Source organism: Cupriavidus pauculus, from assembly GCF_022179805.1.
GTDB lineage: Bacteria > Pseudomonadota > Gammaproteobacteria > Burkholderiales > Burkholderiaceae > Cupriavidus > Cupriavidus pauculus_E.
Genome location: NZ_BPUO01000004.1, coordinates 280,153 through 304,071, shown reverse-complemented (window position 1 = coordinate 304,071; position 23,919 = coordinate 280,153). Strand labels below are relative to the sequence as shown.

The following is a 23,919-nucleotide window of genomic DNA, read 5'->3' as shown; positions in this document are numbered from 1 at the left end:
CCGGCTCCGGCATTTCCCGCCTTTTCCCGGCCCCTGTTTTCTCTTATGATGCCGCCCATCATGCTGGCCGGCAGGAGAGGAGACCACGGCCGGCGAACTCCGCCCGCGGCCTCACAAGGGCCCGGACGCATGTCTTATATGTCCACTCATTCGAATACAAAAGAAGGCGCGCACGCGCCCGGGCTGCGCCGCACCTTGCGCGCACGCCATCTCACGATGATCGCGATTGGCGGCTCCATCGGCACCGGGCTGTTCGTCGCCTCGGGCGCGACGATTGCGCAGGCCGGCCCAGGCGGCGCGCTGGCGGCCTACATCCTGATCGGCGCGATGGTCTACTTCCTGATGACCAGCCTGGGCGAGCTTGCCGCCTACATGCCGGTATCGGGTTCGTTCGCCACCTACGGCGCGCGCTACGTGGACGAAGGCTTCGGCTTCGCGCTGGGCTGGAACTACTGGTACAACTGGGCCGTGACCATCGCCGTGGAGCTGGCGGCCGCGCAACTCGTCATGCAGTACTGGTTCCCCGACACGCCCGGCGTGCTGTGGAGCGCGTTGTTCCTGGGCCTGATGTTCGCGCTCAACGCGATCTCGGTGCGCGGCTTTGGCGAAGCCGAATACTGGTGCGCGCTGATCAAGGTGGTGACCGTGATCGCGTTCATCGTGATCGGCACGCTGATGATCTTCGGCATCATGCGCGGCGACTTTGCCCACGTGAATGGCCTGGCCAACCTGACCACCGGCGACGCGCCATTCGTAGGCGGGCTGCCCGCGCTGATCGGCGTGGCGATGATCGCGGGCTTCTCGTTCCAGGGCACCGAACTGATCGGCGTGGCGGCAGGCGAATCGGCCGACCCGGCCAAGACCATTCCGCGCGCCGTACGCCAGGTGTTCTGGCGCATCCTGCTGTTCTACGTGCTGGCCATCCTGATCATCGGCATCCTGATTCCGTACACCGATCCGAGCCTGCTCAAGAACGATGTGGAAACCGTGGGCGTCAGCCCGTTCACGCTGGTGTTCCGCCACGCGGGCCTGGCGTTTGCGGCCGGCGTCATGAACGCGGTGATCCTGACCGCCGTGCTGTCGGCCGGCAACTCTGGCATGTATGCGTCCACCCGCATGCTCTACAACCTGGCCACCGAAGGCCGCGCGCCGCGCGTGTTTGCGCAGCTCACGCGCAACGGCGTGCCGATGATGGCGCTGCTGGCCACCACGGCCGTCGGGGCGCTGTGCTTCCTGACATCGATGTTCGAAAGCAAGGCGGTCTACCTGTGGCTGCTGAACCTGTCGGGCATGACCGGCTTCATCGCGTGGCTCGGCATCGCCGTCAGCCACTACCGCTTTCGCCGGGGCTTCGTGGCGCAGGGCCTGGACCTGAACCGCCTGCCCTATCGCTCGCCGTTCTTCCCATACGGCCCGATCTTCGCGTTCGCGCTGTGCATGATCGTCACGCTGGGGCAGAACTACCAGGCATTCACCGATGGCAAGATCGACTGGGTGGCCGTGACGGCCACCTATGTGGGCATCCCGATCTTCCTGCTGATCTGGCTCGGCTATCGCATCGCACGCAAGACGCGTTTCGTGCGCTACGCCGACATGGAATTCCCCGCGCTGCCCCCAGCGAATGCCGACGCCTCCGCGCGCGGCATCGCCACGGCAGCCGGCGAATAAGGGCGCCCTTCCCAGGCGCCGTCACAACAACAAGAAACCACGCACAACGCAAAAGGAGTCATCCTTGAAGACAGCCATTCGCACAACCCTGCTGGCACTGGCCGCCATGGCCGCGCTGCAGGCCCATGCCGCACCGACGCTGGTGGAATCCGTCCAGGGCTACACGCTGCAGAACGACAAGCTCGCCACGTTCAGCGGGCTGGTATTCGACCAGGGCAAGGTGCTGGCCACCGGCGACGCCGCCGCGCTGCGCGCCAAGTATCCCGAGGCCAAGCGCGTCGACGGCCAGGGCAAGACGCTGCTGCCGGGCCTGATCGACGCCCACGGCCACGTGTTCCGCCTGGGCTTCAAGACCACCGAGATCTCGCTGTCGGGCACCCGTGACCTGGCGGAAGCCCAGGGCATCATCCGCGCCTACGGCCAGAAGAATACGCAGCGCAAGTGGCTGCTGGGCTATGGCTGGAACCAGGTGAACTGGAAGCTGGGCCGCTTCCCGACCGCCGCCGAACTCGACGCCGCCGTGTCGGATCGACCCGCGCGCCTGGTGCGCGTGGACGGCCATGCCGCGTGGCTGAACACCAAGGCCCTGCAGGCGGCCGGCATCACGCGCGACACCAAGGACCCCGCTGGCGGCCGCATCGAGCGCGACGCCAACGGCAACCCGACGGGCGTGCTGGTCGACAAGGCCATGGCGCTGGTCAACGACATCATCCCGCCGTACACCGACGACGACCGCCGCGCCGCGCTGGCTGCCGCCATCTCGCACATGAACGCGCTGGGCCTGACCGCCGTGGGCGACGCCGGCGTGACCGTGACCGACGACCGCATCTATCGCGAGTTCGCCGACCAGGGCAAGCTGACCACGCGCATCTACGCGATGATTCGCGACACCGGCGACGACTTCAAGGCACTGTCCGCCAAGGGCCCGGTCATCGGCTATGGCAACGACCGCTACTACCTGCGCGCCGTGAAGCTGTACGGCGACGGCGCACTGGGCAGCCGTGGCGCCGCCCTGATGGAGCCCTACACCGACGACCACGCCCATAGCGGCCTGCTGTTCATGACCGACGCCGCGATGCAGGCGGCCGTGAAGACCGCCATCAAGGCCGGCTATCAGGTCAACGTGCACGCCATCGGCGACAAGACCAACCGCCAGGTGCTGGACGCCATGGAAGTGGCCTACAAGGAAGTGGGCGGCCGCGACCTGCGCAACCGCATCGAGCACGCGCAGGTGGTGTCGATGCCGGACATCCCGCGCTTCAAGAAGCTGGACCTGATTGCGTCGATGCAACCGACGCACGCCACCAGCGACATGAACATGGCCGAAGACCGCATCGGCCATGACCGCATCAAGGGCGCCTACGCCTGGCAGACGTTCCTGAAGCAAGGCACCGTGATCGCCGGTGGTTCCGACTTCCCCGTGGAATCGGCCAACCCGTTCTACGGCCTGCACGCCGCCGTGACGCGCACCGACCACGAAGGCCGCCCGATCAAGGGCTGGCACCCGGAGGAAGCGATGACGCTGCCGCAGGCATTCCGCGCCTTCACGCTGGACGCCGCCTACGCCGAGCATCAGGAAAAGACGCTGGGATCGCTGGAAGCCGGCAAGTGGGCCGACTTCATCGTGGTGGACCGCGACCTGTTCAAGGTGCCGGCAGGCGATATCTGGAAGATCCAGGTGCTGGAAACCTGGGTGGCCGGTGAACGTGTGTTTGCACGCGGGGATCAGTCGGCGCAGCGCTGATTTTTCTCCCGCTTCAGGCACGCAAAAGCCCCGCCGAACTCACGTTCGGCGGGGCTTTTTTCTTGCCGTGGGGACGGAAGGCTTTACTGCGCCGCTGGCGTCTTCTTCTGCGCCTTGGTCGACGACTTCTTGGTCGACTTGGTCGCCTTGCTGTCGGTCAGCGCGGACGCGGTGCCCTGGTTGGCGCCTTGCGTGTACGGATCGAACTTGTCGCCGGCCCGTGCGGTGTCCGGGACATAGCCGTCCTTGTTGGATACGCGCGCCGGATCAGGCACATAGCCGTCCTTGTTCGTCGTGCGCATGTTGTAGTCATAGCGGTCGGCCGGGTTGGCTGGGCCGGCAGCTACTGCCAGTCCGGAAGTGAATACCGCCATCACCGCTACGGCCAATGCCATCGTGGACGCTTTCATCGACATCTCCTACGTACGGTTGGATAACGACGTGCGGAAACCGCACGAGCCAACAATAAGCGTAGACGTCAGATAGTCAAATCGCCATCACTGATCGCACATGCCGGGTACAGCACCGTGCGAACGCGAAATCCAGGCGTGCGCCGCGAAACGGATCGGGTCAGGGGCGCAGCAGGTCGAAGCCGGCCAGTGCCACTACGCCACTGAGGACGTCGGTGGACATGGCGCCGTTACCGAGGATCAGGATGGCGGCGGCTGTCCACGTGGTGGCACAGAAGAGATAGAAGCGCTTGTTCATGATGCGGCGGACGGCGGACCCGCAATTCCGGGGCCCTCTGTCAGGAAGATAGGCGAAAGCGGGCATCAGTATAAACCCTGATTACACAGCGTCGCTGGCGCCGATATTAGTGCTGCTTAAAGCGCTTTTTTACCAGAAGACCTTGGGTACCGACGTTGCCAGCATGGCCGTGCCCGAGCACGTCAGCAGCGTAAGGACGATGCGCCGGAATGTCAGTTCGCTGATACCGATATAGACGCGCGTGCCGATCAGCGTCGGGATCAGCATGGCGGGCGCCACGATGGCGAACATCGGCAGCATGTCGCGCGTGATGATGCCCGTGCCCAGGTAGACCCCCATGGTCACCAGCAGCGCGCCGAGGTTGAAGTTCTGGATCACCACGCGCTGCTTGTCCTTGTCGAAGCCGCGCAGCGTGCACCAGAGCGTGGGCACGATGCCCGTGAACCCGCCGATGCCGCCCATGATGCCGCCGATGCCACCCACCACCGCATCGGCCACACGGCCGCCATGGTGGATCTTCGGCATGCGGGCGGCAAACAGCATCACCGGGCAGAAGATCACCAGCACGGTGCCCAGGCACAACTTGAAGAGGTTGACATCAAGCATCGGCAGCAGGCTGACGCCGATGGGAATGCCCACGACACCGCCGAGCAGGAACGGCAGCACGGTGCCGAGGTGAAACTTGCGCCGGACGGTGACGGCGGCCAGCAACTGGCCAGTCAGCGAACCGAACACCGACATCGCCGCGGCCATGTGCGGCTCCACGCCCCATGCCCAGAACGACATGGCCACCATGCCGAAGGCAAACCCCGAAAGACCTTGCACGAAACCCGCAACCGCAGCACCGAGCGCGACGATGAGAAAGACGGAATCCATTCGTTGGTGGTGGTGGTTTTATGGATGCGGTGTCACGGCTCCCCTCTCCCGCGCGCGGGAGAGGGGTTGGGGGTGAGGGCTGGAGGCTCTGCTTGCCGATCTGTCGCAATTTGAACTACTGGCCCTCACCCCCTGCCCCTCTCCCGCCATGCGGGAGAGGGGAGCAAACCGGCAGGCGATGCAAACCGGTCGGGAGAATGAGAGATCAATCAGCCGCCGATACCCAGCAGCTCGACTTCAAAATTCAGCGTTGCGTTCGGGGGAATCGTGCCCGGTACGCCGCGGGCGCCGTAGGCCGTCGATGCCGGGCAGGTCAGCTTGACCTTGCCGCCCACCTGCATCTTCTGCACGCCTTCGGTCCAGCACGGGATCACGCGGTTCAGCGGGAACGAAATCGGCTGACCGCGCTTGTACGAGCTGTCGAATTCCGTGCCGTCGGTCAGCGTGCCGCGATAGTGCACCTTGACGGTGTCGGTGGCCTTGGGCGATGCGCCCGTGCCCTTGGTCACGGTATCGACCACCACGCCCGAAGGCAGCGTTTCGGCGGCAGCGGCCAGACCCGAAGCCGTCAGTGCAACGGCAGCGAGGAGCAGGGAAATTTTCTTCATGAGATTCTGTCGTGTGTCGGGTTCTCGGGAGCGACACCCCACGCGCAAAACGCAGTGCGGGTGCCAGCCGGCAAGTGTACACGCCATGCCGGCCGGCACCCGTGCCGCGCAACGCTTACGACGCCTGTCCCATCGCCGGATCGCTGACCGAGTCCTTGCCGGTCTCGATACGTCCCGCCACACGGCGGCGCAGCGACGGTGCCAGGTTGCAGCCGATCTCGAAGTCGTACCAGTTGCCGCTATCACCCAGCGTCCAGCTCAGCTCGCCCACCTGGCCCGGCGCCACGGTTTGCGCCCAGGGGCCGTCGGTGCGATACGCCTTGGCCACGGCCGTGAACGTGCAGGGCTTGTCGCCACGGTTGTGCAGCTTGACCTGCAGCTTCGGCGGGTCGCACAGCTCGTAGCAAACCTGTACCTCGGCACTGGATTGCTCGGTGACGTCGCCGACGAACTCGCGGTGATAGCCGTTCGGGCCCAGCACCCAGAGGTCGTACTTGCCGTTGTCGGCCGCCAGGCTCCATGCACCCTCCAGGCTCTTGCCGGCCTCCACCACATAGCGGCGCGGAATGGCGTCGAGATGCAGCTTGTCGTAGACGTGGAAGACCGCGCCGGCCGTGCCGCCGTTGACGAAGCTCAGCGTCACGGTCTTGGCGCTCGCATTGGCGTGCGACGTCGTGTGCAGTTCGTAAGGCAGCGCACGCGACGGACGCGTACCGGTCTGCTGTGGGGGCAGCACCGGCGTCGTCGGCACCGGAATCGCGGCCGATGCCTTCTGCGACAGCGCCAGGTTGTCGACCGTGACCTTCGTGCTGCGGCCAGCCAGCGTCGGCAGCGGGTCCTTGTTGGGGTTGACGAAGTTGAAGGCCGACGTCAGGTCGCCGCACACCGCGCGGCGATAGGCGCCAACCTGCGGCTCCTTCACGCCAAAGCGCTTTTCCAGGAAGAGCAGCGTCGAGGTGTGGTCGAACACCTGCGAGTTGACCCAGCCACCGCGGCTCCACGGCGACACGATCCACATCGGCACGCGCGGACCCGGACCATACGGCTTGCCGTCGATGGGGCCCTGCGTCTGCTGCAGCGTCGAGGCCGGCGTGTAGTTGTGATACTCGAAGGCCATGTCGGCATCGCTGAGTGTGCTGCCACCGGCCAGCGACGTATCGGCGTTGCGCGACGGGGCCGACGGCGGCGGCAGGTGGTCGAAGAAGCCGTCGTTCTCGTCGTAGTTGATCAGCAGCACGGTCTTGCTGAACACCTCGGGGTTGGCAGTCAGCGCGTCCAGCACCTGCTGCACATACCAGCCACCCTGCGCCGGGCTCGACGGTCCCGGGTGCTCGCTGTACAGCGACGGCGGGATGATCCACGAGATTTCGGGCAGCGTGCCGTTCTGGATGTCGTCGCGGAACGACTGCAGCAGCCCGTCGGGCATGGTGTTGCCAAAGCCCTTGGCCAGCGGCGTGTACGCGTCATCGATCGACGGATCGTAGGCGGGCGACGTGGCGGGCAGCGCCACCGGGCGCCGTGCCACGGGCATCGACTCGATGGCCGCGCGCCAATGCTGGAAGCTCATCATCTCGTTGCAGCCGTAGTTGTCGGCCAGGCTCTGGTACACCTTCCAGTTCACGCCGGCGTCCACCAGGCGGTCGGCGTACGTCTTCCACGTCCAGCCTTGCGTGGACGGTCCCACGTCGTTGCCACCGTTGAACTCGTTGACCATGGCCGCCACATTCGCGCCGCTCGGGCCGTTGGTGCCGGTCCAGTAGAACAGGCGGTTCGGAATCGTGCCGGTGTGCATCGAGCAGTGGTAGGCGTCGCACAGCGTGAACGCATCGGCCAGCGCGCGCTGGAACGGCACCTCGGCGGTGTCGTAGTAGGACATCGACAGCCGGTTCTTGGCCACGGGCCAGCGATTCATGCGGCCGTGGTCCCAGGCGTTCTGCGCGTCGGGCCAGGTATGCGGCGTGCTGCCGGCGCGCTGCGCGTTGCCCAGCGTGGCATCCAGGCGGTACGGCGTGATCGTGTTGCTGGTGGCGTCGGTCTGGAAGAACGCGTTCTTGCCGTTCGCGAGCGGAATGGCAAAGCGGTCGCCATAGCCGCGCACACCCTTGAACGTGCCGAAGTAGCTGTCGAACGACCGGTTCTCAAGCATCAGCAGCACCACATGCTTGACGTCCTGGATCGTGCCGGTGACGTTGTTCGCCTCGATGGCCAGAGCACGGCGAATGCTGGGCGGGAACGAAGCCAGCGTGGCCGCTGCCGCCGCGGTGCCGAGCGTGTTGCGCAGGAACTTGCGCTTGGATGGGTTGAATGTCATGCCGGGGTTGGTGTCTGTTGGATTGGGTAGGCGCCGGGCGTGGGCCGGTCTCAGGGAGCGGGCGCGCAATGCGCCGTGGTGCAGGCAGCCGGCGCGGTACCACCGCCATTGCCGCCGTTGCCGCCCGTGGCGGGCTGCGTGGTGGTGTTGTTGTCGTCGCCGCCGCAGGCGCTCAGCATCAGGGCCAGGCACAGCACGCCGGCACCGAGCATCGGCCTGCGCATGCGCGAATGAACAGAATTTGTGGTTGTCATGGTTCTAGGTCAGAGAGCTTCCAGTGACGGACCGGGCTGCCAGCAACCCGGTGCACGTGCGTATTCCCCGGCCGCCTGGGTCTCCAAATGGCTTGATAGACAAGGCGCACCCCTCTTAAGTGGGGTGTTTGCGGGCGAGATATGAAGTCTGTGCCCTTGATATGTCAATGATGTGACCAGAACGATACGAATCGCGCGTATGAAACTATTGGCATTGCGAATGAACGTTGATTCGCGCGTTCGGCAGTAACCATCCGGATCGCCGGCAACCGCCGGTCCGCAGCAGTCTTTGACTAAGCTTGTTTGGCTGGCACACTCCAATCCCTAACCCTCCCAGGAGCCCTCCATGGCCCATCGCATCACCATCTCCGTGCCCGACGGCAGCTTTGCCGCCTACGTTGCAACGCCTGGCGCCGGTAACGCGCGCGGCACCGCCATCGTTGTCATCCAGGAAATCTTCGGCATCAATGCAGACCTGCGCGAAACCTGCGACAACTTCGCGCGCGACGGCTTTGTGGCGGTGTGCCCCGACCTGTTCTGGCGGCAGGAGCCCAATGTCGAACTGACCGACAAGACCGAGGCCGAGTGGAAGAAGGCATTTGCGCTGTACACCGGCTTCGATGTCGACAAGGGCGTGGCCGATCTCGACGCCACCATCCAGGCCACGCGGCAGCTGCCCGGCGTGACCGGCGCTGTTGGCACCGTGGGCTTCTGCCTGGGCGGCCTGCTGGCCTTCCTGGCTGCCACGCGCACCAACGCTGACTCCAACGTGTCGTACTACGGCGTCGGGCTGGACAAGTACCTGGGCGAGGCGTCGGCCATCTCGAAACCGCTGCTGATGCATATCGCCGAAGCCGACGAATTCGTGCCGGCCGAAGCGCGCGCCCGCATCGTCGAAACGCTAAAAGACAACCGCCAAGTCGAGATCCACACCTACCCCGACTGCCAGCATGCGTTCGCGCGCAACGAGGGCGTGCACTACGTGGACGCCGCCGCCAAGGCCGCCAACGCCCGCACGCTGAAGCATTTCCTGGAAATGAAATAACCCTGCTTCTGCAGGCATTGACCCGTGTTCCTCGGCGATCCATGCCACAATGCCCGTTGGCCAACTACGCAAACGGAGCATTCGGGATGTATCGCGGGGAACGGTTCAACGGCTACAGTCACCTGGCGGGCGCGGTGCTATCCGCAGCCGGCATGGCGGTGCTGGTCACCTCGTCGGCGCTCTATCACGACGCCTGGAAGGTGGTCAGTTCCGTGGTCTACGGCACCACGCTGGTGCTGCTCTACACAATTTCCACGGTCTATCACAGCGTGCGCGGGCCAGCCAAGGACATCTTCCGGCGGCTCGACTACTGCGCGATCTATCTGCTGATAGCCGGCAGCTACACGCCATTCGCGCTGGTCACGTTGCGCGGCCCCTGGGGCTGGACGCTGTTCGGCATCAACTGGGGGCTGGCGGCCATCGGCATCATCCAGGAGCTGTGGATCGGCCATCGCACGCGCGTCATCTCGCTGTCGATCTACGTGATCATGGGCTGGCTGGTGCTGATTGCCTTCCAGCCGCTGGCCGCGGCGCTACCCACGGCAGGGCTGTACTGGCTGGTGGCCGGCGGCGCGATCTATACCGCCGGCATCGGCTTCTTCCTGTTCGACGAGAAGGTGCGCCACTTCCACGGCATCTGGCACCTGTTCGTACTGGGCGGCAGCATCTGCCAGTTCGTCAGCATCCTGTTCTACGTCGACTGAATCAACGTCGATTAACTTACGTCGACTGACGCCCGCCGCCCACGCACCGCTTACTCCCCGGCGCCTTCCGGCGCCGACACCATGCGCCGGCGGCGCGTCTTCTCCAGCAGTCCGCCGATCACGGGCCAGACCAGGATCAGGATGGCCAGCGCCATGATCGTGCCGACCAAACCGTTCGACCAGAACACGTTCATCTCGCCCTGCGACATCAGCATGGTCTGGCGGAAGGCGTCCTCGGCGCGATCGCCCAGCACCAGCGCCAGCACCAGCGGCGCCAGCGGATAGTCGAGCTTCTTGAGCACGTAGCCAACCACGCCAAAGATCAGCATCAGCCAGACATCGAACATGGCGTTGTGCACCGTGAACGCGCCAATCGCGCAGACCACCAGGATCAGCGGCGCGATGATCGCGAACGGAATGCGCAGGATGGCGGCAAACAGCGGCACGGTGGACAGCACCACGATCAGCCCCGCCAGGTTGCCCAGGTACATGCTGGCGATCAGCCCCCAGACGAAGGTCTTCTGCTCGGTGAACAGCAGCGGCCCCGGCTGCAGGCCCCAGATCATCAGCCCGCCCAGCAGCACGGCAGCCGTGGCGGAGCCCGGGATGCCCAGCGCCAGCATCGGCAGCAACGCGCTGGTGCCGGCCGCGTGCGCGGCGCACTCGGGCGCAATCACGCCTTCGACATTGCCCTTGCCGAACGTATCGCGCTTGCGCGAGAAACGCTTGGCCACGCCATAGCCCATGAACGACGCGGCCGTGGCGCCGCCCGGCGTCACGCCCAGCCAGCAACCGATGATCGACGAGCGGATCAGCGTCATCCAGTAGCGCGGCAGTTCGGCCCAGGTCTTGAGCACCACCTTGAGGTCGATATTGGCCCGCTTGCCCCGGAACGCGATGCCTTCTTCCATCGTCATCAGGATCTCGCTGATGCCGAACAGGCCGATCACCACCACCAGGAAGTCAAAGCCGCGCAGCAGTTCGGTGGAACCGAACGTCATGCGCAGCGTGCCCGACACCGTATCCATGCCCACGGCCGCCAGTGCAAAGCCGATGCACATCGCGATCACGATCTTGGCCTTGGCTTCCTTGCCCATGCCGATGAAGCTGCAGAACGTGAGGAAGTAGACCGCGAAGAATTCCGGCGGACCGAAGCGCAGCGCGAACTTGGCCACCATCGGCGCCAGGAAGGTAATCAGCAGCACGCCGGCCAGTGCACCCAGGAACGACCCCGTGAATGCCGACGTCAGCGCACGCCCCGCCTCGCCCTGCTGCGCCAGCGGATAGCCGTCGAACGTCGTGGCCACCGACCACGCTTCGCCCGGGATGTTGAACAGGATCGACGTGATGGCGCCGCCGAACAGCGCGCCCCAGTAGATGCACGACAGCATGATGATGGCCGACGTGGGTTCCATCGAAAACGTCAGCGGCAGCAGGATGGCCACGCCGTTCGGGCCACCCAGGCCCGGCAGCACGCCCACCACGATGCCGAGCAGGATGCCTACCAGCATGAGCCCGACGTTGTGCCACGACATCGCCACGGCAAACCCGCCCATCAACGCATTGAGTTCTTCCATGCCCTTCCCCTCAGAACCCGAAGGCCGCTTCGAGCGGGCCCTTGGGTAGCGGCACGCGGAACTGCATCTCGAAGATCCAGAACAGCACCGCGTTGATTGCCACGCCGGTCAGCACCGCGCGCCACCACGCAAACTTGCCGATCGCCAGCATGAATCCGGCGATGAAGATGGCCGATGCCACGTAGATGCCCAGGAATGAAATCAGCGCCACGTACACCGTCAGCGGCACCAGGATCACGGCCACCTGCTTGAGCTGCGGCCATGTCACGAACACGGCGTCGTTGGGCGTGCGCAATGCGTGCCACAGCACGACCAGGCACGACAGGAAGATCAGCGCGCCGATGCGCAGCGGAAAATAGCCGGCCTCGGGGCCGTCAGGTGCCCAGCCCGCGCCGATCTGGTAGTTGGTCACCATCACCACCACCGCGCCGATGGCGATCAGCACGGCCACGGCGATTTCCGCGGCACGCACCGTGATCGCCGCCGGCGCGGTGTCATGTGTTTGTTCGGTCATTGAGAATCCCCAGAGAAGTCCACTCCCCTCTCCCGCGTGCGGGAGAGGGGTTGGGGGAGAGGGCAATGCGATTCTGCTTGCCGATATCGCTGCTTGAACTGCCGGCCCTCACCTCCGCCCCTCTCCCGCGTTGCGGGAGAGGGGAGCAAACCATCGACGAGCGTTGCTTACTTCGCCGCCGCCACGAACCCGGCTTCCTTGATGATGTCCTTGTGCCGCGTCTCATCGGCGGTCAGGAATTCGGTCAGCTTGACGCCCGTGAGGAAGTCGTTCTTGAGCGCGTTCTTCTCGAGGTATTCCTTCCACTCTGGCGTGGCCACCACCTTCTGCATCAGCTCGACGTAGTACTTCTGCTGGTCGGGCGTGACGCTACCGGGCAGCATGAACACGCGCAGCATCTGGTACTGCACGTCGAGGCCCTGCTCCTTGCAGGTGGGGATGTCATGCCAGCTCTGCGAGCCGGTGATCTTGGTGGTGTACTGCATGCGCTCCGGCGCGTACACGCACAGCGCGCGGTGTTCGCCGGCACGCCACTGGCCGATGGATTCCGAGGGGTTGTTGACGTTGGAATCGATATGCTTGCCCGACAACTGCGTCGCAGCCTCGCCGCCGCCCTTGTACGGGATATAGATGAAGCGCACGCCGGCCTTGCGCTCGGTCTGCGCGGTGATGATCTGGTCTTCGCGCTTCGAGCTCGTGCCGCCCATCTTGAACTTGTTCGGCGTCTTCTTCACGTCGGCCAGGTAATCGGACGGCGTCTTGTAGGGCGCCTCGGCGTTGGTCCACAACACGAACTCGTCCATGGCCACCATCGCCACCGGCGTCAGGTCACGCCAGTTGAACGGTAGCTGGCTGATCATCGGCACCGTGTACAGCGCGGACGAGGTCACCAGCAGCTTGTGCGCGTCGCCCTTCGACGCCTTGGCGTCCATCAGCCCTTCAGCGCCGCTGGCACCGGCCTTGTTCACCACAATCATCGGCTGGCTCATCAGCTTGTGCTTGGCGATGATGCCCTGGATCGAGCGTGCCATCTGGTCCGATGCACCGCCGGCGCTGAACGGCACGATTACTTCGACCGGCTTGGTGGGTTCCCATGCAAAAGCCGGCGCGGCGGCCAGCGCAACACCAAACAGCGAAGCGCACGCCAACGCGCGCGCAGCATAACGAAACGTCATGGTCTGTCTCCTTTGGGTGGCGGGACACCTCTCGCGGGTGGCCTCGGTCTGCAATGCATCAGTTGTGCTCCCCTCTCCCGCAAGGCGGGAGAGGGGCCGGGGGTGAGGGCCGGCGCATCAAGCAACACGCCCGCCCCAAGAGGAACCACTAAGCCGCCCGCAACGCCGGTTGCGAAGCCGCCGCGTTGCGCAGGCTTTCCATCGCGGCCAGCACGCCGCCGGCGCGGTGCGGCACACCGGCCAGCGCCAGGCCCATCTCCACGCCAGCCAGCGTGCCCATCAGCGTGAGATCGTTGAAGTCGCCCAGGTGGCCAATGCGGAAGACCTTGCCCGACAGCTTCGACAAGCCCTGTCCCAGCGACATGTTGAAGTTCTCCAGAACCACCTTGCGGAACGTGTCGGCGCTGTGGCCGTCAGGCATCACGGCAGCGGTCAGCGCCGGGCTGTATTCGGCCGGGTTCTGGCACAGGATCTCCAGGCCCCAGGCGGTCACGCAGGCACGCGTGGCAGCGGCATGGCGCTGGTGGCGCGCGAACACGTTGGGCAGACCTTCCTCCAGCAGCATGTCGCATGCCTCGGACAACCCGTAGAGCAGGTTCGTGGCCGGCGTGTACGGCCAGAAGCCGTTCTTGTTCGATTCGAGGATTTCTTCCCAGCCCCAGAACGCCTTGGGCAGCTTTGCCTTGGCGGAGGCGGCGATCGCCTTCTGGCTGACCGCGTTGAACGAGATGCCCGGCGGCAGCATCAGCCCCTTCTGCGAGCCCGACACCGTGACGTCGACACCCCACTCGTCATGGCGGTAGTCGACCGAACCGAGCGAGGAGATCGTATCCACCAGCAGCAGCGCCGGATGATTGGCGGCGTCGATGGCGCGGCGCACGGCGGCCACGTCGGACGTGACGCCGGTCGACGTCTCGTTGTGCACCACGCAGACCGCCTTGATCTCGTGGCCACGGTCTTCGGCCAGGCGCGCGCCAATGGCGGCGGCGTCCACGCCATGGCGCCAGTCGCCGACGATGAACTCGGGGTTCAGCCCCAGCTTGTCGGCCATCTTCTTCCACAGCGATGCGAAGTGGCCGGTCTCGTACATCAGCACCTTGTCGCCCGGCGACAACGTATTGACCAGCGCCGCCTCCCACGCGCCCGTGCCGGACGCGGGGTAGATCACCACGGGTTGTTCGGTCTGGAAGATCTTGCGGATGTCGGCCAGCACCTTCTTGCCCAGTTGCTGGAACTCGGGACCACGGTGGTCGATGGTCGGATAGTCCATCGCGCGCAGCACGCGATCCGGCACGTTGGTGGGGCCCGGAATCTGCAGGAAATGCCGGCCACTGGGATGGGAATTCAGTCGGATCATGTCGCCTCGTGTCCTTACGTTTGAATTTTGTATTCAAAAAACGGGGGTGCACTGCAGCGCCGGCATGCGGGATAATGTTGGCGGACAAGATTGCCGGCCGATCTACCATAAAGCCTTATAAATCAACAACTACAAGGCTTCGCTGCCAGTCGTTGCATGGTTCCTGGAGCAGAATTTCGCACCGGAACGTGATTCGTGCTTGCCCCAGAGTAGGTTTTGAATACAATACTGTCAAGTCACACGATCCCTGATGAGCACTTCTCCGACCATCTCCTCTCAAGCCGTGGACCGCCAGATCCTGCATGTGGCGGTGGCCCAGCGCATGCGCACGATGATCATGGAAGGCGATCTGGCGCCGGGCACGCGGCTCAACGAACGGGTGCTGTGCGACCTGCTGCAGGTGTCGCGCACCCCGTTGCGCGAAGCCTTCAAGGTGCTGGCCGCCGACGGGCTGGTGACGCTGCTGCCGAACCGGGGCGCCGAGGTGGTGGTGCTCTCGAAGGAAACGATCGACCACCTGTTCGAGATGATGGGCGCGCTGGAGGCGATGTCGGGCGAACTGGCCTGCCAGCGCATCACCGACGCCGAGCTCAACGAAATCCGCGCGCTGCACTTCGAGATGCTGGCGTGCCACGCGCGACGCGATCTGCCGAACTACTACGCGCTGAACCGGCGCATCCACGATGCCATCAACGCGGCGGCGCGCAATCCAATCCTTGAGGAGACCTATCGACGCATCAACCTGCGTATCCAGGCGCTGCGGTTCCGCTCGAACTTCGACCACGACAAATGGGACCTGGCCGTGCGTGAGCACAGTGCCATGCTCGATGCCCTGGCGAAGCGCGACGGCGCGGCCCTGCGTGACATCCTGCGCGCCCACTTGAAGCACAAGCACGACGCGCTGATCGCCGAACTAGAACGCGCACAGAACGTCGCCGCCTGACCCCTGGTGCGCGCACGACGCGCGCGCCCGGCCATGGCGGCGTCTTCGAGTGTCCGCAACCGGAGACATCCCCGCTCATGGCCTTGCCCGTCACCCCCACGCCACCCGGCGTGCAGCCGCTGCGCTTCATGCCAGGCGCGGCATCGTCCGCCGCACTGCAATCGCCGCTGTACCGGCGCCTGGCCGCCGAACTGCGCGGCGACGTGCTGTTCGACACCGCCAGCCGTGGCCGCTATGCCACCGACGCGTCGATCTACCAGATCATGCCGCTGGGCGTGGTAGTGCCACGCGACGAAGCCGACGCCCGCCTGGCCCTCGATATCGCACGTGACCTCAAGGCGCCGTTGCTGCCACGCGGCGGCGGCACCAGCCAGTGCGGCCAGACCGTGGGCGAGGCGCTGGTCATCGACAACAGCAAGTACCTGAACCAGGTGATCGACTTCGATCCCGTGGCGCGCACCGTCACCGTGCAGCCCGGTATCGTGCTCGATCACCTGAATGCATGGCTCAAGCCGCACGGCCTCTGGTTCCCGGTGGATGTCTCCACGGCCGCTCAATGCACGATCGGCGGCATGACGGGCAATAACTCGTGCGGGTCGCGCTCGATCCAGTACGGCAACATGGTGCACAACGTGCTGGGCGTGCAGGCCATCCTGGCCAATGGCGACGACGTGCGCTTCGACGCGTACTGGCCGGACGACGATGCCCCGCATCGCGCCATTGCCGATGGCGTGCGCCGCATTGCCGAGCGCGAGCGCGACGCCATCGCGCAGATGTACCCCAAGGTGCTGCGTCGCGTGGGCGGCTACAACCTCGACATCTTCCAGCCGCAGAACGAGCGGCCCTATACGGCCGACGGCAGCGTCAACCTGGCGCACCTGCTGGTCGGCTCCGAAGGCACGCTGGCCTACTTCCGCCAGATCACGCTGCAGTTGGCACCGCTGCCCATGCACAAGGCGCTGGGCGTGGTGAATTTCCCCACGTTCTACCAGTCGATGGAGCTGACGCGCCATATCGTCGCGCTCAAGCCTGCCGCCGTGGAACTGGTCGACCGCACGATGATCGACCTCGCGCGCAACAACCCCGCGTTCCGCCCCGTCATCGACAAGGCGCTGACCGGCGAGCCCGAGGCCATCCTGCTGGTGGAGTTTGCCGGCGAAGACCGCGACGCCACGCTGCGCGGCCTGCGCCAGCTTGTGGAGCTGATGGCCGACCTGGGCCTGCCTGGCTCGGTGGTGGAAATGCCCGACGCCGGCCCGCAGAAGGCACTGTGGGAAGTGCGCAAGGCCGGCCTGAACATCATGATGAGCATGAAGGGCGACGGCAAGCCGGTGTCGTTCATCGAGGATTGCGCGGTGCCACTGGAACACCTGGCCGAATACACGTCGCGCCTGACCGAGGTGTTCCACAAGCACGGCACGCGTGGCACGTGGTATGCACACGCGAGCGTGGGCACGCTCCACGTCCGGCCGATCCTCGACATGCGCCGCGACGGCGCAGCCAAGATGCGCGCCATCGCCGAGGAGGCCGCCGCCATGGTGCGCGAATACAAGGGCGCCTACTCGGGCGAGCACGGCGACGGCCTGTGCCGTGGCGAATGGGTGGCGTGGCAGTTCGGCCCGTCGCTGGCGAGCGCGTTTGCCGAAGTGAAGGCGCTGTTCGATCCCGACAACCGCTGCAACCCGGGCAAGATCGTGCGCACGCCGAAGATGGACGATGCCGCGCTATTCCGCTTTCCGCCGAGCTACACGGTCAAGCCACTGCAGCCGGCGCTGGACTGGTCGGCGTGGAACGTCACGCGCGATCCGGTCACCGAAATCGAGAGCACGCCCGGCACCGGCCTCGATCCCGCGCGCGGCCTGGCCGCGGCCGTGGAGATGTGCAACAACAACGGCCACTGCCGCAAGTTCGACGCGGGCACCATGTGCCCGAGCTATCGCGTCACGCGCGACGAACAGCACCTGACACGCGGGCGGGCCAACTCGCTGCGGCTGGCGCTCTCGGGCCAGCTCGGCAATGAAGGACTGCTCGACCCCGCCGTCAAGGAGACGATGGACCTGTGCGTGTCCTGCAAGGGCTGCAAGCGCGACTGCCCGACCGGCATCGACATGGCGAAGATGAAGATCGAGGTGCGCGCTGCCAACGCCAAGGCCGGTCGCCTGCGCGCACGCGACCGCCTCGTAGCATTCCTGCCGCGCTATGCGGGCATCGCCAGCAACCTATCGTGGCTGTTCAACCTGCGCGACCGCATACCAGGCCTGCCGCAACTGGGCGAGCGACTGCTGGGACTGTCTGCCAAGCGGTCGCTGCCGCGCTGGCAACCCGCGTTTCTCGGTGACGACTACACCCGCCAGGCTGCCGGCGACAAAGAGGTGGTGCTGTTCGTCGATACGTTCAACAACCACATGGAACCCGCGAACGCACGCGCCGCGCAACGGGTGCTCGAAGCCGCAAGCTACACGGTGCATTTGTCGGGTGTGCCCGGCGAGCGTCCACTCTGCTGCGGCCGCACGTTCCTGGCGGCTGGTCTGGTCGACGAGGCCAAGGCGGAAGCCAAGCGCGCGCTCGACGTCTTGCTGCCGTTCGTGTCACGCGGCGTGGCCGTGGTCGGGCTGGAGCCATCGTGCCTGCTGTCGATGCGCGACGAATTCCTGCAGTACGGCTACGGCGATGCCGCGCGGAAGTTGGCCGACAACGCGTTCCTGTTCGAGGAATTCCTGGTGCGCGAACACGCGACGGGACGCTTCACGCCGGCGCTCAAACCCATCGATCACAAGCAGGCCCTGCTGCACGGCCACTGTCACCAGAAAGCGTTTGACGCGGTTCGGCCCGTGGAACAGGTGCTGGGATGGATTCCCGAGCTCAAGACGTCGTTGATCGAATCGTCATGCTGCGGCATGGCCGGCAGCTTCGGCTACGAAGCCGAGCATCACGAGGTGTCGATGAAGATGGGGGAACTGGCGCTGTTGCCTGCTGTGCGCAAGGCCGATGCGGACACGCTGGTCGTGGCCGATGGCACGAGCTGCCGGCATCAGATTCATGACGGCGCCGGAAGAGAGGCGCTACATGTGGCCAGGGTGTTGGAGATGGCGTTGTAGGGCGGTTGGCGCTTGGTTTGCTTTTTATTTTCTTTTGATTTGCTCCCCTCTCCCGCACAGCGGGAGAGGGGCCGGGGGAGAGGGCGCGGCGGTTCAAATTGCGAAGCCTTTCGGCAAGCAGGACCTCGTTACCCTCTCCACCAACCCCTCTCCCACTTTGTGGGAGAGGGGAGCCAAACCACCGGGGAGCATAAACGCCGCGGGTGAGCCGCAATCACTGCGGCACCAACTCCACCCGTTCCTTGCTTTCCTTCTCCACCGCCTTGCGCGTATAAACCAGCGGGAAGTACTCGCCCTTGGCCCACAGCGGCGCCAGGTCGCGGTAGTGCGGGCTGGCCGGGTTGCCCGATTGCCCCGGCGTGTTCACCGCACGCGACGCATCCCAGTTGCCCACGTCCAGCACCATGCGGAACGATGCGCCGGCCGTGAGCTGGAAGTCGTTGTTGCGGTAGCTGGTGTTCATCGGCGTGAATGACGAGCCACCGATCGGCCCGGCGTTGACGTCGAACTGCTGGCGCTGGCCTGCATCCAGGATCGGATCGAGCGGATGGCTGAACACGGCCGTGTGCAGCTTGCCCCATTGCCAGGCCTTGGGGTCAGTGCCGAGCTTCTTCTCGACTTCCACCATGGCCGACTTAAGCGTGCCCATCATGATCTCGTTGCGCTTGTCGACCGTCATCCACGTATCGGGCCGCTCCAGCACCGCGATCACGCGGCTGGCGTCGCCGGCGCCAGTCAGGCGCGCGCCTTCCGGCGACAGCGCCGCGCGTACCACGGCCGTGCGCAGATGCTTGCTGAACCAGACCTCGAACAACGCGGCGGCCGCGCTGTCGGCGCGCTCGTTGCCATCCCAGTTACGCAGCAGGTCGAGGCCGCGCTGCACCTGCGCGTCGGGGCTGTTCAGCGGCTTGACCAGTGCCACCACGCGTTGCGCGGGCAGCGACACCGTGTCGTTCTGCCACACCATCGAGTCTTCCAGCGAACTCCGCGGATTCGCCGCCACCAGCGCTTTCAGGCGCCGCGCGCGCGAGCTGTCGCTCCACTCGTAGCCCACGCCGATCTTCGCGGCCGGATGATTGGCCGGAATATTGTTCTCGTTGGCCGTCACCACATAACCCGGCGCCGGGTTGAAGGCCCACGGCAGCTCGTCCATGTTGCGATAGCCGGCCCACTCGTAACGGCCATCGCCGGGCACCGGCGTCAGGCCATCCCAGTTCGGACGGTTCACGGTCAGCCCGCCGGGAATCCAGCCGATATTACCGAAGCGGTCCGCATAGACCTGGTTCTCGCCCGGTGCGCCCCAGCGGTTCATGGCCGCGCGGAACTGGTCCCAGTTCTGGGCGCGCATATAGTCCATCGACCCGAAGTACGGGGCCATACCCAGGTCCAGCCACGCCGCGCGCAGCGCGTAGGCGCGGTTGGCTTTCCCGTCGGCATACAGCACCGGCCCATGACGCGTGTAGTCGATGGTCACCTTGCGCGGCGTGGCTTCGCCGCGCACCACGATCTGCTCGGTGACCGTCTCCATCGGCTCCCAGCGGCCCTTGTAGCGGTACTCGTGCGGCTGCGCGGAATTGGTCTCGTAGATATACAGGTCTTCCTGGTCCATGTAGAACCGGGTCAGGCCGAATGCGATGGTGCCGTTGTGGCCAATCGAGATACCGGGCAGGAACGGCTCGCCCGCGCCGATCACCGACAGCCCTGGCGCGTTGAGATGGCTGATGTAACGCAGGCTGGGCGCGCCATGCGCGCGGTGCGGATCGTTGGCCAGGATCGGCCGGCCCGTGGTGGTGCGGCTGCCGCCGATCACCCAGTTGTTCGAGCCCAGGCTGCGGCCGGCGTCGCTGTTCGCGTCGACGGTCGCGTATAGCTGATCGACCGGAAGGTTCTCGGCCTTGCTTGCCCCCTGCGACCACCAGTCCTTCGGAAAGCGCGGCGCGGCGGTGGCCAGATCGTAGGCCTTGCGCAGTTCGGCGCCCGGCACGGCGCAGGTGTCCAGCCCATCGGGCACCTTCGGTTCCACCTGCGGGTCCAGTTCGCGGCGCACCCAGTCGGCACGCAACGCGTTCGGCTTCACGTAGCAGAAGATTTGCGCGCGGTCGATTTCACCGGTGAAATTGAGCGTCAGCCCGTGGTGGCGGATGCGCACAATGTCTTCGGCGCGCCACCGCGACGGCTTGTAGTTCAGGATCTTGAATTCCGGCGGCAGCAGCTCGGGCCGCGCCTCCACCTGCGCCACGTAGGCGTTCACGCCTGCCACGAACGCCTCGGCCACGCGCTTGGCGTCGGATCCGTAGGCCAGCCATTCGCGATACATGTCGCCCCGGAACAGCACCGCGCGGGCCATGCGGTCGCCTTCCACATAGGCCGGGCCGAAGTCCTTGGCCATCTCGCCCAGCCCGCGCTTGCGCCACAGGTCGATCTGCCAGAGGCGGTCGCGGGCGGCCATGAAGCCCTGCACGTAGAACGCGTCGTAGAGCGTGCCGGCGTAGATATGCGGCACGCCCCAGCGGTCCACCAGCACCGTGGCCGGCTTTTCCAGGCCGGGTACGGTGAACTTGTCGGGGCCGGCGGCATGAGCGGGCAGACTGGCGGCGGCAAGCCACAGGGCGGCTACGGTGGCGGCGCGGGTGAGACGGGACATCGGGACTCCTCGGCGGAAACTGATTTGCGAGGATAGCGGAATGTGACGGCGGCGGCGATCCTGCGCCGCCGCAAAAACGCGCGTTGGCGTGCGGGCGGCTGACTAGTAGACGTCGCGCCGGTAGTGACCGGACTCGACCATCCGCTGCAGCCGCGCCTCGCCAAGCATGTCGGTCAGCACGGCATGCACGTCGCCGGCCATGCCCTGCAGGCTGCCGCATACGTAGATGGCAGCACCCTGCTCCACCCAATCGACGATCTCCGGCGCATGGGCCCGCACAGCGTCCTGCACATAGTGCGGCGCCCCGCCATCGCGCGACCAGGCGTGGTCGACGCGCTGCAGCACGCCCTGCTCCAGCCACGCCCCAATTTCCGCGCCATGGAAATCGTCGTGCGCGGCGGAGCGCTCGCCAAACAGCAGCCAGTTGCGGCGATGGCCCGCCGCCGCACGCGCCTTGATCAGCGCGCGCAGCCCGGCCAGGCCCGTGCCGTTACCGACCAGGATCAGCGGCCGGTCGTCCACGGGTGCATGGAACGCGCGATTGACGCGTACCCGCAGCGCGATATGCGCGCCCGCTTCCGCATGCCGCGTGAGCCAGCCCGATGCCAGCCCCAGCTTGCCGTCCTCATGCACGGTCTGACGCACCAGCAGTTCAAGCCGTCCGTCCGCGGGCAGCGAAGCAATCGAATACTCCCGGTGCGGCAGCGCGGGCAGCGCATCGATCAGCGCCTGCGGCGCCAGACCCGCCATCGTTTCCATATGCGCGTCGGGTAGCGGCAGGCGCGTGGCCAATGCTTGCGTCAACGTCATCGGACGGCTGTCGCAGCGCACCGCCGTCAATCCGTCGAGCGCCAGACGGTCCAGCAGTCGCGCCACTACCTCAGGCGGCTGGCAGGGCCCCACTTCGGCGATATCGCCGGCCTGCCAGTCGAGGTCGGCAGCATCCTCGGGCACCAGCGCCAAGTGGTACGCCGGCTGGCCCTGGCTACCCGGATTCAGCAGTTGCCGATCCACCAGTTGCCAGCGGCCATAGCGCGGGCGTTCCCAGTCCGCGATCTCGGCGCCGCCGCTCAGCGCGGACAGGTGGTTCTGCCAATGACGCAGCGCGCCGGGGTCGCCGTTGTCCACTTCGACCATGTCGAACAGCGGCTGCGCGTGGTGGCGCTGTAGCCAGCCAGTTAGCGCATGGCCGAACGCGCAGAAGCGCGCATAGCTGCTGTCACCGAGCGCCAGCACGCCGTAGCGCAATGGCTTGAGCGCCTCGGGCGCGATGCCCGACAGCAGCCGGCGCGCAAACCCCGACGCCATGTCCGGCGCATCGCCCTCGCCCGTGGTGCTGACCACGAACAAGGCTTGCCCGCACGCGGCCAGCCGCGTGCCATCGAGTTCCGCGAACGACAGCAGTTGCACCGGCATGCCGGCACCGCGCAGCGCTTGCGCGGTCTGCGTGGCGAGTTGCTCGGCAAAGCCGGTCTGGCTGGCATACGCCACCAGCGTCGGCCGGTCGGCGCCATCTTCGGGAGCGGCCAGCGCCGCGCGTGCCGCCCGGCGGCGGCGATGCGAGCCGATGACCCCGGCGCAGAACGCCAGATAGGCCACGACCACGCCGGCCGCCGCGCCAAGCCGGTTGTGCGACAGCCAGGCCAGCGCCACGCCAGAGAAAAAGAGAATCCACCAGAGCCAGCGCGTCATGACAGCATCGCGGCAAAGGCCGGTGTAGTGTGTTCGTCGAAACCGTCGGGCGTGCGCACCAGGAAGCGCGCGGCCAGCGCCTGGCGTTGCGCGAAGGCCATGCCCGCTTGCGGCCCCAGCACGGTAAGCGCGGTGGATAGCGCGTCGGCCATCATGCAATCGCGGTGGATCACCGTGACCGAAGCCAGCGCATGCGCCGCCGGATAGCCGGTGCGGGGATCGATCGTATGGGCAAAGCGCTGCCCGTCCTGCTCGAAGTAACGTCGATAGTCACCCGACGTCGCCACCGACAAACCAAGCAGCGCGACCAGCGTGCGCGTGGGAGCGCTGCCATCGGCCACCGGCGCTTCGAGTTCGACCCACCACGGCATGCCGTCCGGCTTCAGTCCCTGGCCGCGCAACTCGCCGCCGATCTCCACCAGATGGTGGCTCAGGCCCCGCGCGTGCAGATGGCGTGACACGGCATCGACCGCGAAGCCCTTGGCAATCGCACAGAAATCGAGCGCGATGCCGCCGGGCTGCCGCACGCGTCGATGCGCGGCATCGACCTCGATCCGCTGCCAGCCGCAACGCTGGCGCAGACGCACCACGTCGTCCACGGACGGGGCCGACGTGCGCGCGCCGGCCGGGCCGAAGCCCCACAGGTCGACCAGTGGCCCTGCAGTGGGATCGTAGGCGCCGCCGCTGTCGCGCGCCGTTTGCAGCGCGGCTTGCAGCACCGCGAAGCAGTCTTCGGGCAGCGTCAGCCAGCTATCGGCGGCAGCGCGGTTGAAGCGGCTCACGTCCGAGGTATCGGACCAGTTGCTCATCTGGGCGATGACACCGTCCAGCACCCCGACGATGCCCGCCTCGATGCCGTCACCATGCTGCCCCGGCGCCAGCACCGCGCTGACCGACCACGTGGTGCCCATCGTCTGGCCGACCCATTGCCGCACCTGCCCCTGCGGCACAGGCGACGGCGGCGGCGCGGACAGCGCGACGGGAATCAGCACGCGATGCAT

General features: G+C 66.0%; 19 protein-coding genes. 6 read left to right on the top strand and 13 right to left on the bottom strand.

Annotated features, from left to right (window positions below):
* Positions 1–129: 129 nt before the first annotated feature.
* Both MFF62_RS10065 and MFF62_RS10060 read left to right on the top strand, forming a co-directional pair.
* Positions 130–1,668 carry an amino acid permease gene (locus tag MFF62_RS10065; protein WP_404990717.1) on the top strand — a complete coding sequence of 513 codons (1,539 nt, stop codon included), beginning with the start codon at positions 130–132 and terminating at the stop codon, positions 1,666–1,668.
* A 64-nt stretch (positions 1,669–1,732) separates the two neighbouring features.
* Positions 1,733–3,412 (top strand): amidohydrolase, encoded by a 1,680-nt coding sequence (locus MFF62_RS10060; protein WP_238262705.1) that lies wholly within the window; start codon positions 1,733–1,735, stop codon positions 3,410–3,412.
* An 83-nt stretch (positions 3,413–3,495) separates the two neighbouring features.
* Here the strand turns inward: MFF62_RS10060 and MFF62_RS10055 are convergent, their stop codons facing one another.
* From MFF62_RS10055 to MFF62_RS10030, 6 genes are all read right to left on the bottom strand, one after another.
* Positions 3,496–3,822 (bottom strand): hypothetical protein, encoded by a 327-nt coding sequence (locus MFF62_RS10055; protein ID WP_238262703.1) that lies wholly within the window; start codon positions 3,820–3,822, stop codon positions 3,496–3,498.
* A gap of 160 nt (positions 3,823–3,982) precedes the next feature.
* Positions 3,983–4,120: a hypothetical protein gene (locus MFF62_RS10050; RefSeq protein WP_172966149.1), complete on the bottom strand. Its 138-nt coding sequence runs from the start codon at positions 4,118–4,120 to the stop codon at positions 3,983–3,985.
* A gap of 129 nt (positions 4,121–4,249) precedes the next feature.
* On the bottom strand, positions 4,250–4,996 hold the full coding sequence (locus MFF62_RS10045; RefSeq protein WP_238262702.1) for a sulfite exporter TauE/SafE family protein: 747 nt from the start codon (positions 4,994–4,996) through the stop codon (positions 4,250–4,252).
* Positions 4,997–5,205: 209 nt separating this feature from the next.
* Positions 5,206–5,604 carry an FKBP-type peptidyl-prolyl cis-trans isomerase gene (locus MFF62_RS10040; RefSeq protein WP_238262700.1) on the bottom strand — a complete coding sequence of 133 codons (399 nt, stop codon included), beginning with the start codon at positions 5,602–5,604 and terminating at the stop codon, positions 5,206–5,208.
* A gap of 115 nt (positions 5,605–5,719) precedes the next feature.
* A complete protein-coding gene (locus MFF62_RS10035; RefSeq protein ID WP_238262698.1) occupies positions 5,720–7,915 on the bottom strand; it encodes a phosphocholine-specific phospholipase C in 2,196 nt (731 codons plus the stop codon).
* A 50-nt stretch (positions 7,916–7,965) separates the two neighbouring features.
* On the bottom strand, positions 7,966–8,169 hold the full coding sequence (locus MFF62_RS10030) for a hypothetical protein (protein WP_238262696.1): 204 nt from the start codon (positions 8,167–8,169) through the stop codon (positions 7,966–7,968).
* A 346-nt stretch (positions 8,170–8,515) separates the two neighbouring features.
* Here MFF62_RS10030 and MFF62_RS10025 point away from each other — a divergent pair, with 346 nt between their 5' ends.
* Together MFF62_RS10025 and trhA are read left to right on the top strand one after the other, a co-directional pair.
* Complete coding sequence (locus tag MFF62_RS10025) at positions 8,516–9,214, top strand: dienelactone hydrolase family protein (RefSeq protein WP_238262694.1); 699 nt, start codon at positions 8,516–8,518, stop codon at positions 9,212–9,214.
* A gap of 86 nt (positions 9,215–9,300) precedes the next feature.
* Complete coding sequence (trhA, locus tag MFF62_RS10020; RefSeq protein WP_238262692.1) at positions 9,301–9,918, top strand: PAQR family membrane homeostasis protein TrhA; 618 nt, start codon at positions 9,301–9,303, stop codon at positions 9,916–9,918.
* Positions 9,919–9,968: 50 nt separating this feature from the next.
* Here trhA and MFF62_RS10015 read toward each other — a convergent pair whose 3' ends face one another.
* From MFF62_RS10015 to MFF62_RS10000, 4 genes are all read right to left on the bottom strand, one after another.
* Positions 9,969–11,495, bottom strand: coding sequence for a tripartite tricarboxylate transporter permease (locus MFF62_RS10015; protein WP_238262689.1), 1,527 nt, complete (start codon positions 11,493–11,495; stop codon positions 9,969–9,971).
* Between the two features lie 10 nt (positions 11,496–11,505).
* A complete protein-coding gene (locus MFF62_RS10010) occupies positions 11,506–12,009 on the bottom strand; it encodes a tripartite tricarboxylate transporter TctB family protein (protein WP_238262687.1) in 504 nt (167 codons plus the stop codon).
* Between the two features lie 167 nt (positions 12,010–12,176).
* A complete protein-coding gene (locus MFF62_RS10005; RefSeq protein ID WP_238262686.1) occupies positions 12,177–13,184 on the bottom strand; it encodes a Bug family tripartite tricarboxylate transporter substrate binding protein in 1,008 nt (335 codons plus the stop codon).
* 148 nt (positions 13,185–13,332) lie between these two features.
* Positions 13,333–14,541: a pyridoxal-phosphate-dependent aminotransferase family protein gene (locus tag MFF62_RS10000; protein ID WP_238262684.1), complete on the bottom strand. Its 1,209-nt coding sequence runs from the start codon at positions 14,539–14,541 to the stop codon at positions 13,333–13,335.
* Positions 14,542–14,791: 250 nt separating this feature from the next.
* Between MFF62_RS10000 and MFF62_RS09995 the strand changes: the two genes are divergently transcribed.
* Both MFF62_RS09995 and MFF62_RS09990 read left to right on the top strand, forming a co-directional pair.
* Positions 14,792–15,484, top strand: coding sequence for a GntR family transcriptional regulator (locus MFF62_RS09995; RefSeq protein ID WP_238262682.1), 693 nt, complete (start codon positions 14,792–14,794; stop codon positions 15,482–15,484).
* Between the two features lie 77 nt (positions 15,485–15,561).
* The gene (locus MFF62_RS09990) at positions 15,562–18,582 is read left to right on the top strand and encodes an FAD-binding and (Fe-S)-binding domain-containing protein (protein ID WP_238262680.1); all 3,021 of its coding nucleotides are present in this window, start codon (positions 15,562–15,564) and stop codon (positions 18,580–18,582) included.
* 214 nt (positions 18,583–18,796) lie between these two features.
* Here the strand turns inward: MFF62_RS09990 and MFF62_RS09985 are convergent, their stop codons facing one another.
* The 3 genes from MFF62_RS09985 to MFF62_RS09975 form a co-directional block, all read right to left on the bottom strand.
* The gene (locus MFF62_RS09985; RefSeq protein ID WP_238262678.1) at positions 18,797–21,226 is read right to left on the bottom strand and encodes a penicillin acylase family protein; all 2,430 of its coding nucleotides are present in this window, start codon (positions 21,224–21,226) and stop codon (positions 18,797–18,799) included.
* Positions 21,227–21,328: 102 nt separating this feature from the next.
* Positions 21,329–22,918 (bottom strand): sulfite reductase subunit alpha, encoded by a 1,590-nt coding sequence (locus MFF62_RS09980; protein ID WP_238262676.1) that lies wholly within the window; start codon positions 22,916–22,918, stop codon positions 21,329–21,331.
* Positions 22,915–23,919, bottom strand: coding sequence for an FAD:protein FMN transferase (locus MFF62_RS09975; RefSeq protein ID WP_238262674.1), 1,005 nt, complete (start codon positions 23,917–23,919; stop codon positions 22,915–22,917). The genes MFF62_RS09980 and MFF62_RS09975 overlap by 4 nt, the downstream gene beginning before the upstream one ends.

Excerpts from the sequence above, each read along its gene's own strand:
- MFF62_RS10065 (WP_404990717.1), top strand. The coding sequence starts at position 130 with ATGTCTTATATGTCCACTCATTCGAATACAAAAGAAGGCGCGCACGCG.
- MFF62_RS10055 (WP_238262703.1), bottom strand. The coding sequence starts at position 3,822 with ATGAAAGCGTCCACGATGGCATTGGCCGTAGCGGTGATGGCGGTATTC.
- MFF62_RS10050 (WP_172966149.1), bottom strand. The coding sequence starts at position 4,120 with ATGAACAAGCGCTTCTATCTCTTCTGTGCCACCACGTGGACAGCCGCC.
- MFF62_RS10045 (WP_238262702.1), bottom strand. The coding sequence starts at position 4,996 with ATGGATTCCGTCTTTCTCATCGTCGCGCTCGGTGCTGCGGTTGCGGGT.
- MFF62_RS10040 (WP_238262700.1), bottom strand. The coding sequence starts at position 5,604 with ATGAAGAAAATTTCCCTGCTCCTCGCTGCCGTTGCACTGACGGCTTCG.
- MFF62_RS10035 (WP_238262698.1), bottom strand. The coding sequence starts at position 7,915 with ATGACATTCAACCCATCCAAGCGCAAGTTCCTGCGCAACACGCTCGGC.
- MFF62_RS10030 (WP_238262696.1), bottom strand. The coding sequence starts at position 8,169 with ATGACAACCACAAATTCTGTTCATTCGCGCATGCGCAGGCCGATGCTC.
- MFF62_RS10025 (WP_238262694.1), top strand. The coding sequence starts at position 8,516 with ATGGCCCATCGCATCACCATCTCCGTGCCCGACGGCAGCTTTGCCGCC.
- trhA (WP_238262692.1), top strand. The coding sequence starts at position 9,301 with ATGTATCGCGGGGAACGGTTCAACGGCTACAGTCACCTGGCGGGCGCG.
- MFF62_RS10015 (WP_238262689.1), bottom strand. The coding sequence starts at position 11,495 with ATGGAAGAACTCAATGCGTTGATGGGCGGGTTTGCCGTGGCGATGTCG.
- MFF62_RS10010 (WP_238262687.1), bottom strand. The coding sequence starts at position 12,009 with ATGACCGAACAAACACATGACACCGCGCCGGCGGCGATCACGGTGCGT.
- MFF62_RS10005 (WP_238262686.1), bottom strand. The coding sequence starts at position 13,184 with ATGACGTTTCGTTATGCTGCGCGCGCGTTGGCGTGCGCTTCGCTGTTT.
- MFF62_RS10000 (WP_238262684.1), bottom strand. The coding sequence starts at position 14,541 with ATGATCCGACTGAATTCCCATCCCAGTGGCCGGCATTTCCTGCAGATT.
- MFF62_RS09995 (WP_238262682.1), top strand. The coding sequence starts at position 14,792 with ATGAGCACTTCTCCGACCATCTCCTCTCAAGCCGTGGACCGCCAGATC.
- MFF62_RS09990 (WP_238262680.1), top strand. The coding sequence starts at position 15,562 with ATGGCCTTGCCCGTCACCCCCACGCCACCCGGCGTGCAGCCGCTGCGC.
- MFF62_RS09985 (WP_238262678.1), bottom strand. The coding sequence starts at position 21,226 with ATGTCCCGTCTCACCCGCGCCGCCACCGTAGCCGCCCTGTGGCTTGCC.
- MFF62_RS09980 (WP_238262676.1), bottom strand. The coding sequence starts at position 22,918 with ATGACGCGCTGGCTCTGGTGGATTCTCTTTTTCTCTGGCGTGGCGCTG.
- MFF62_RS09975 (WP_238262674.1), bottom strand. The coding sequence starts at position 23,919 with ATGCATCGCGTGCTGATTCCCGTCGCGCTGTCCGCGCCGCCGCCGTCG.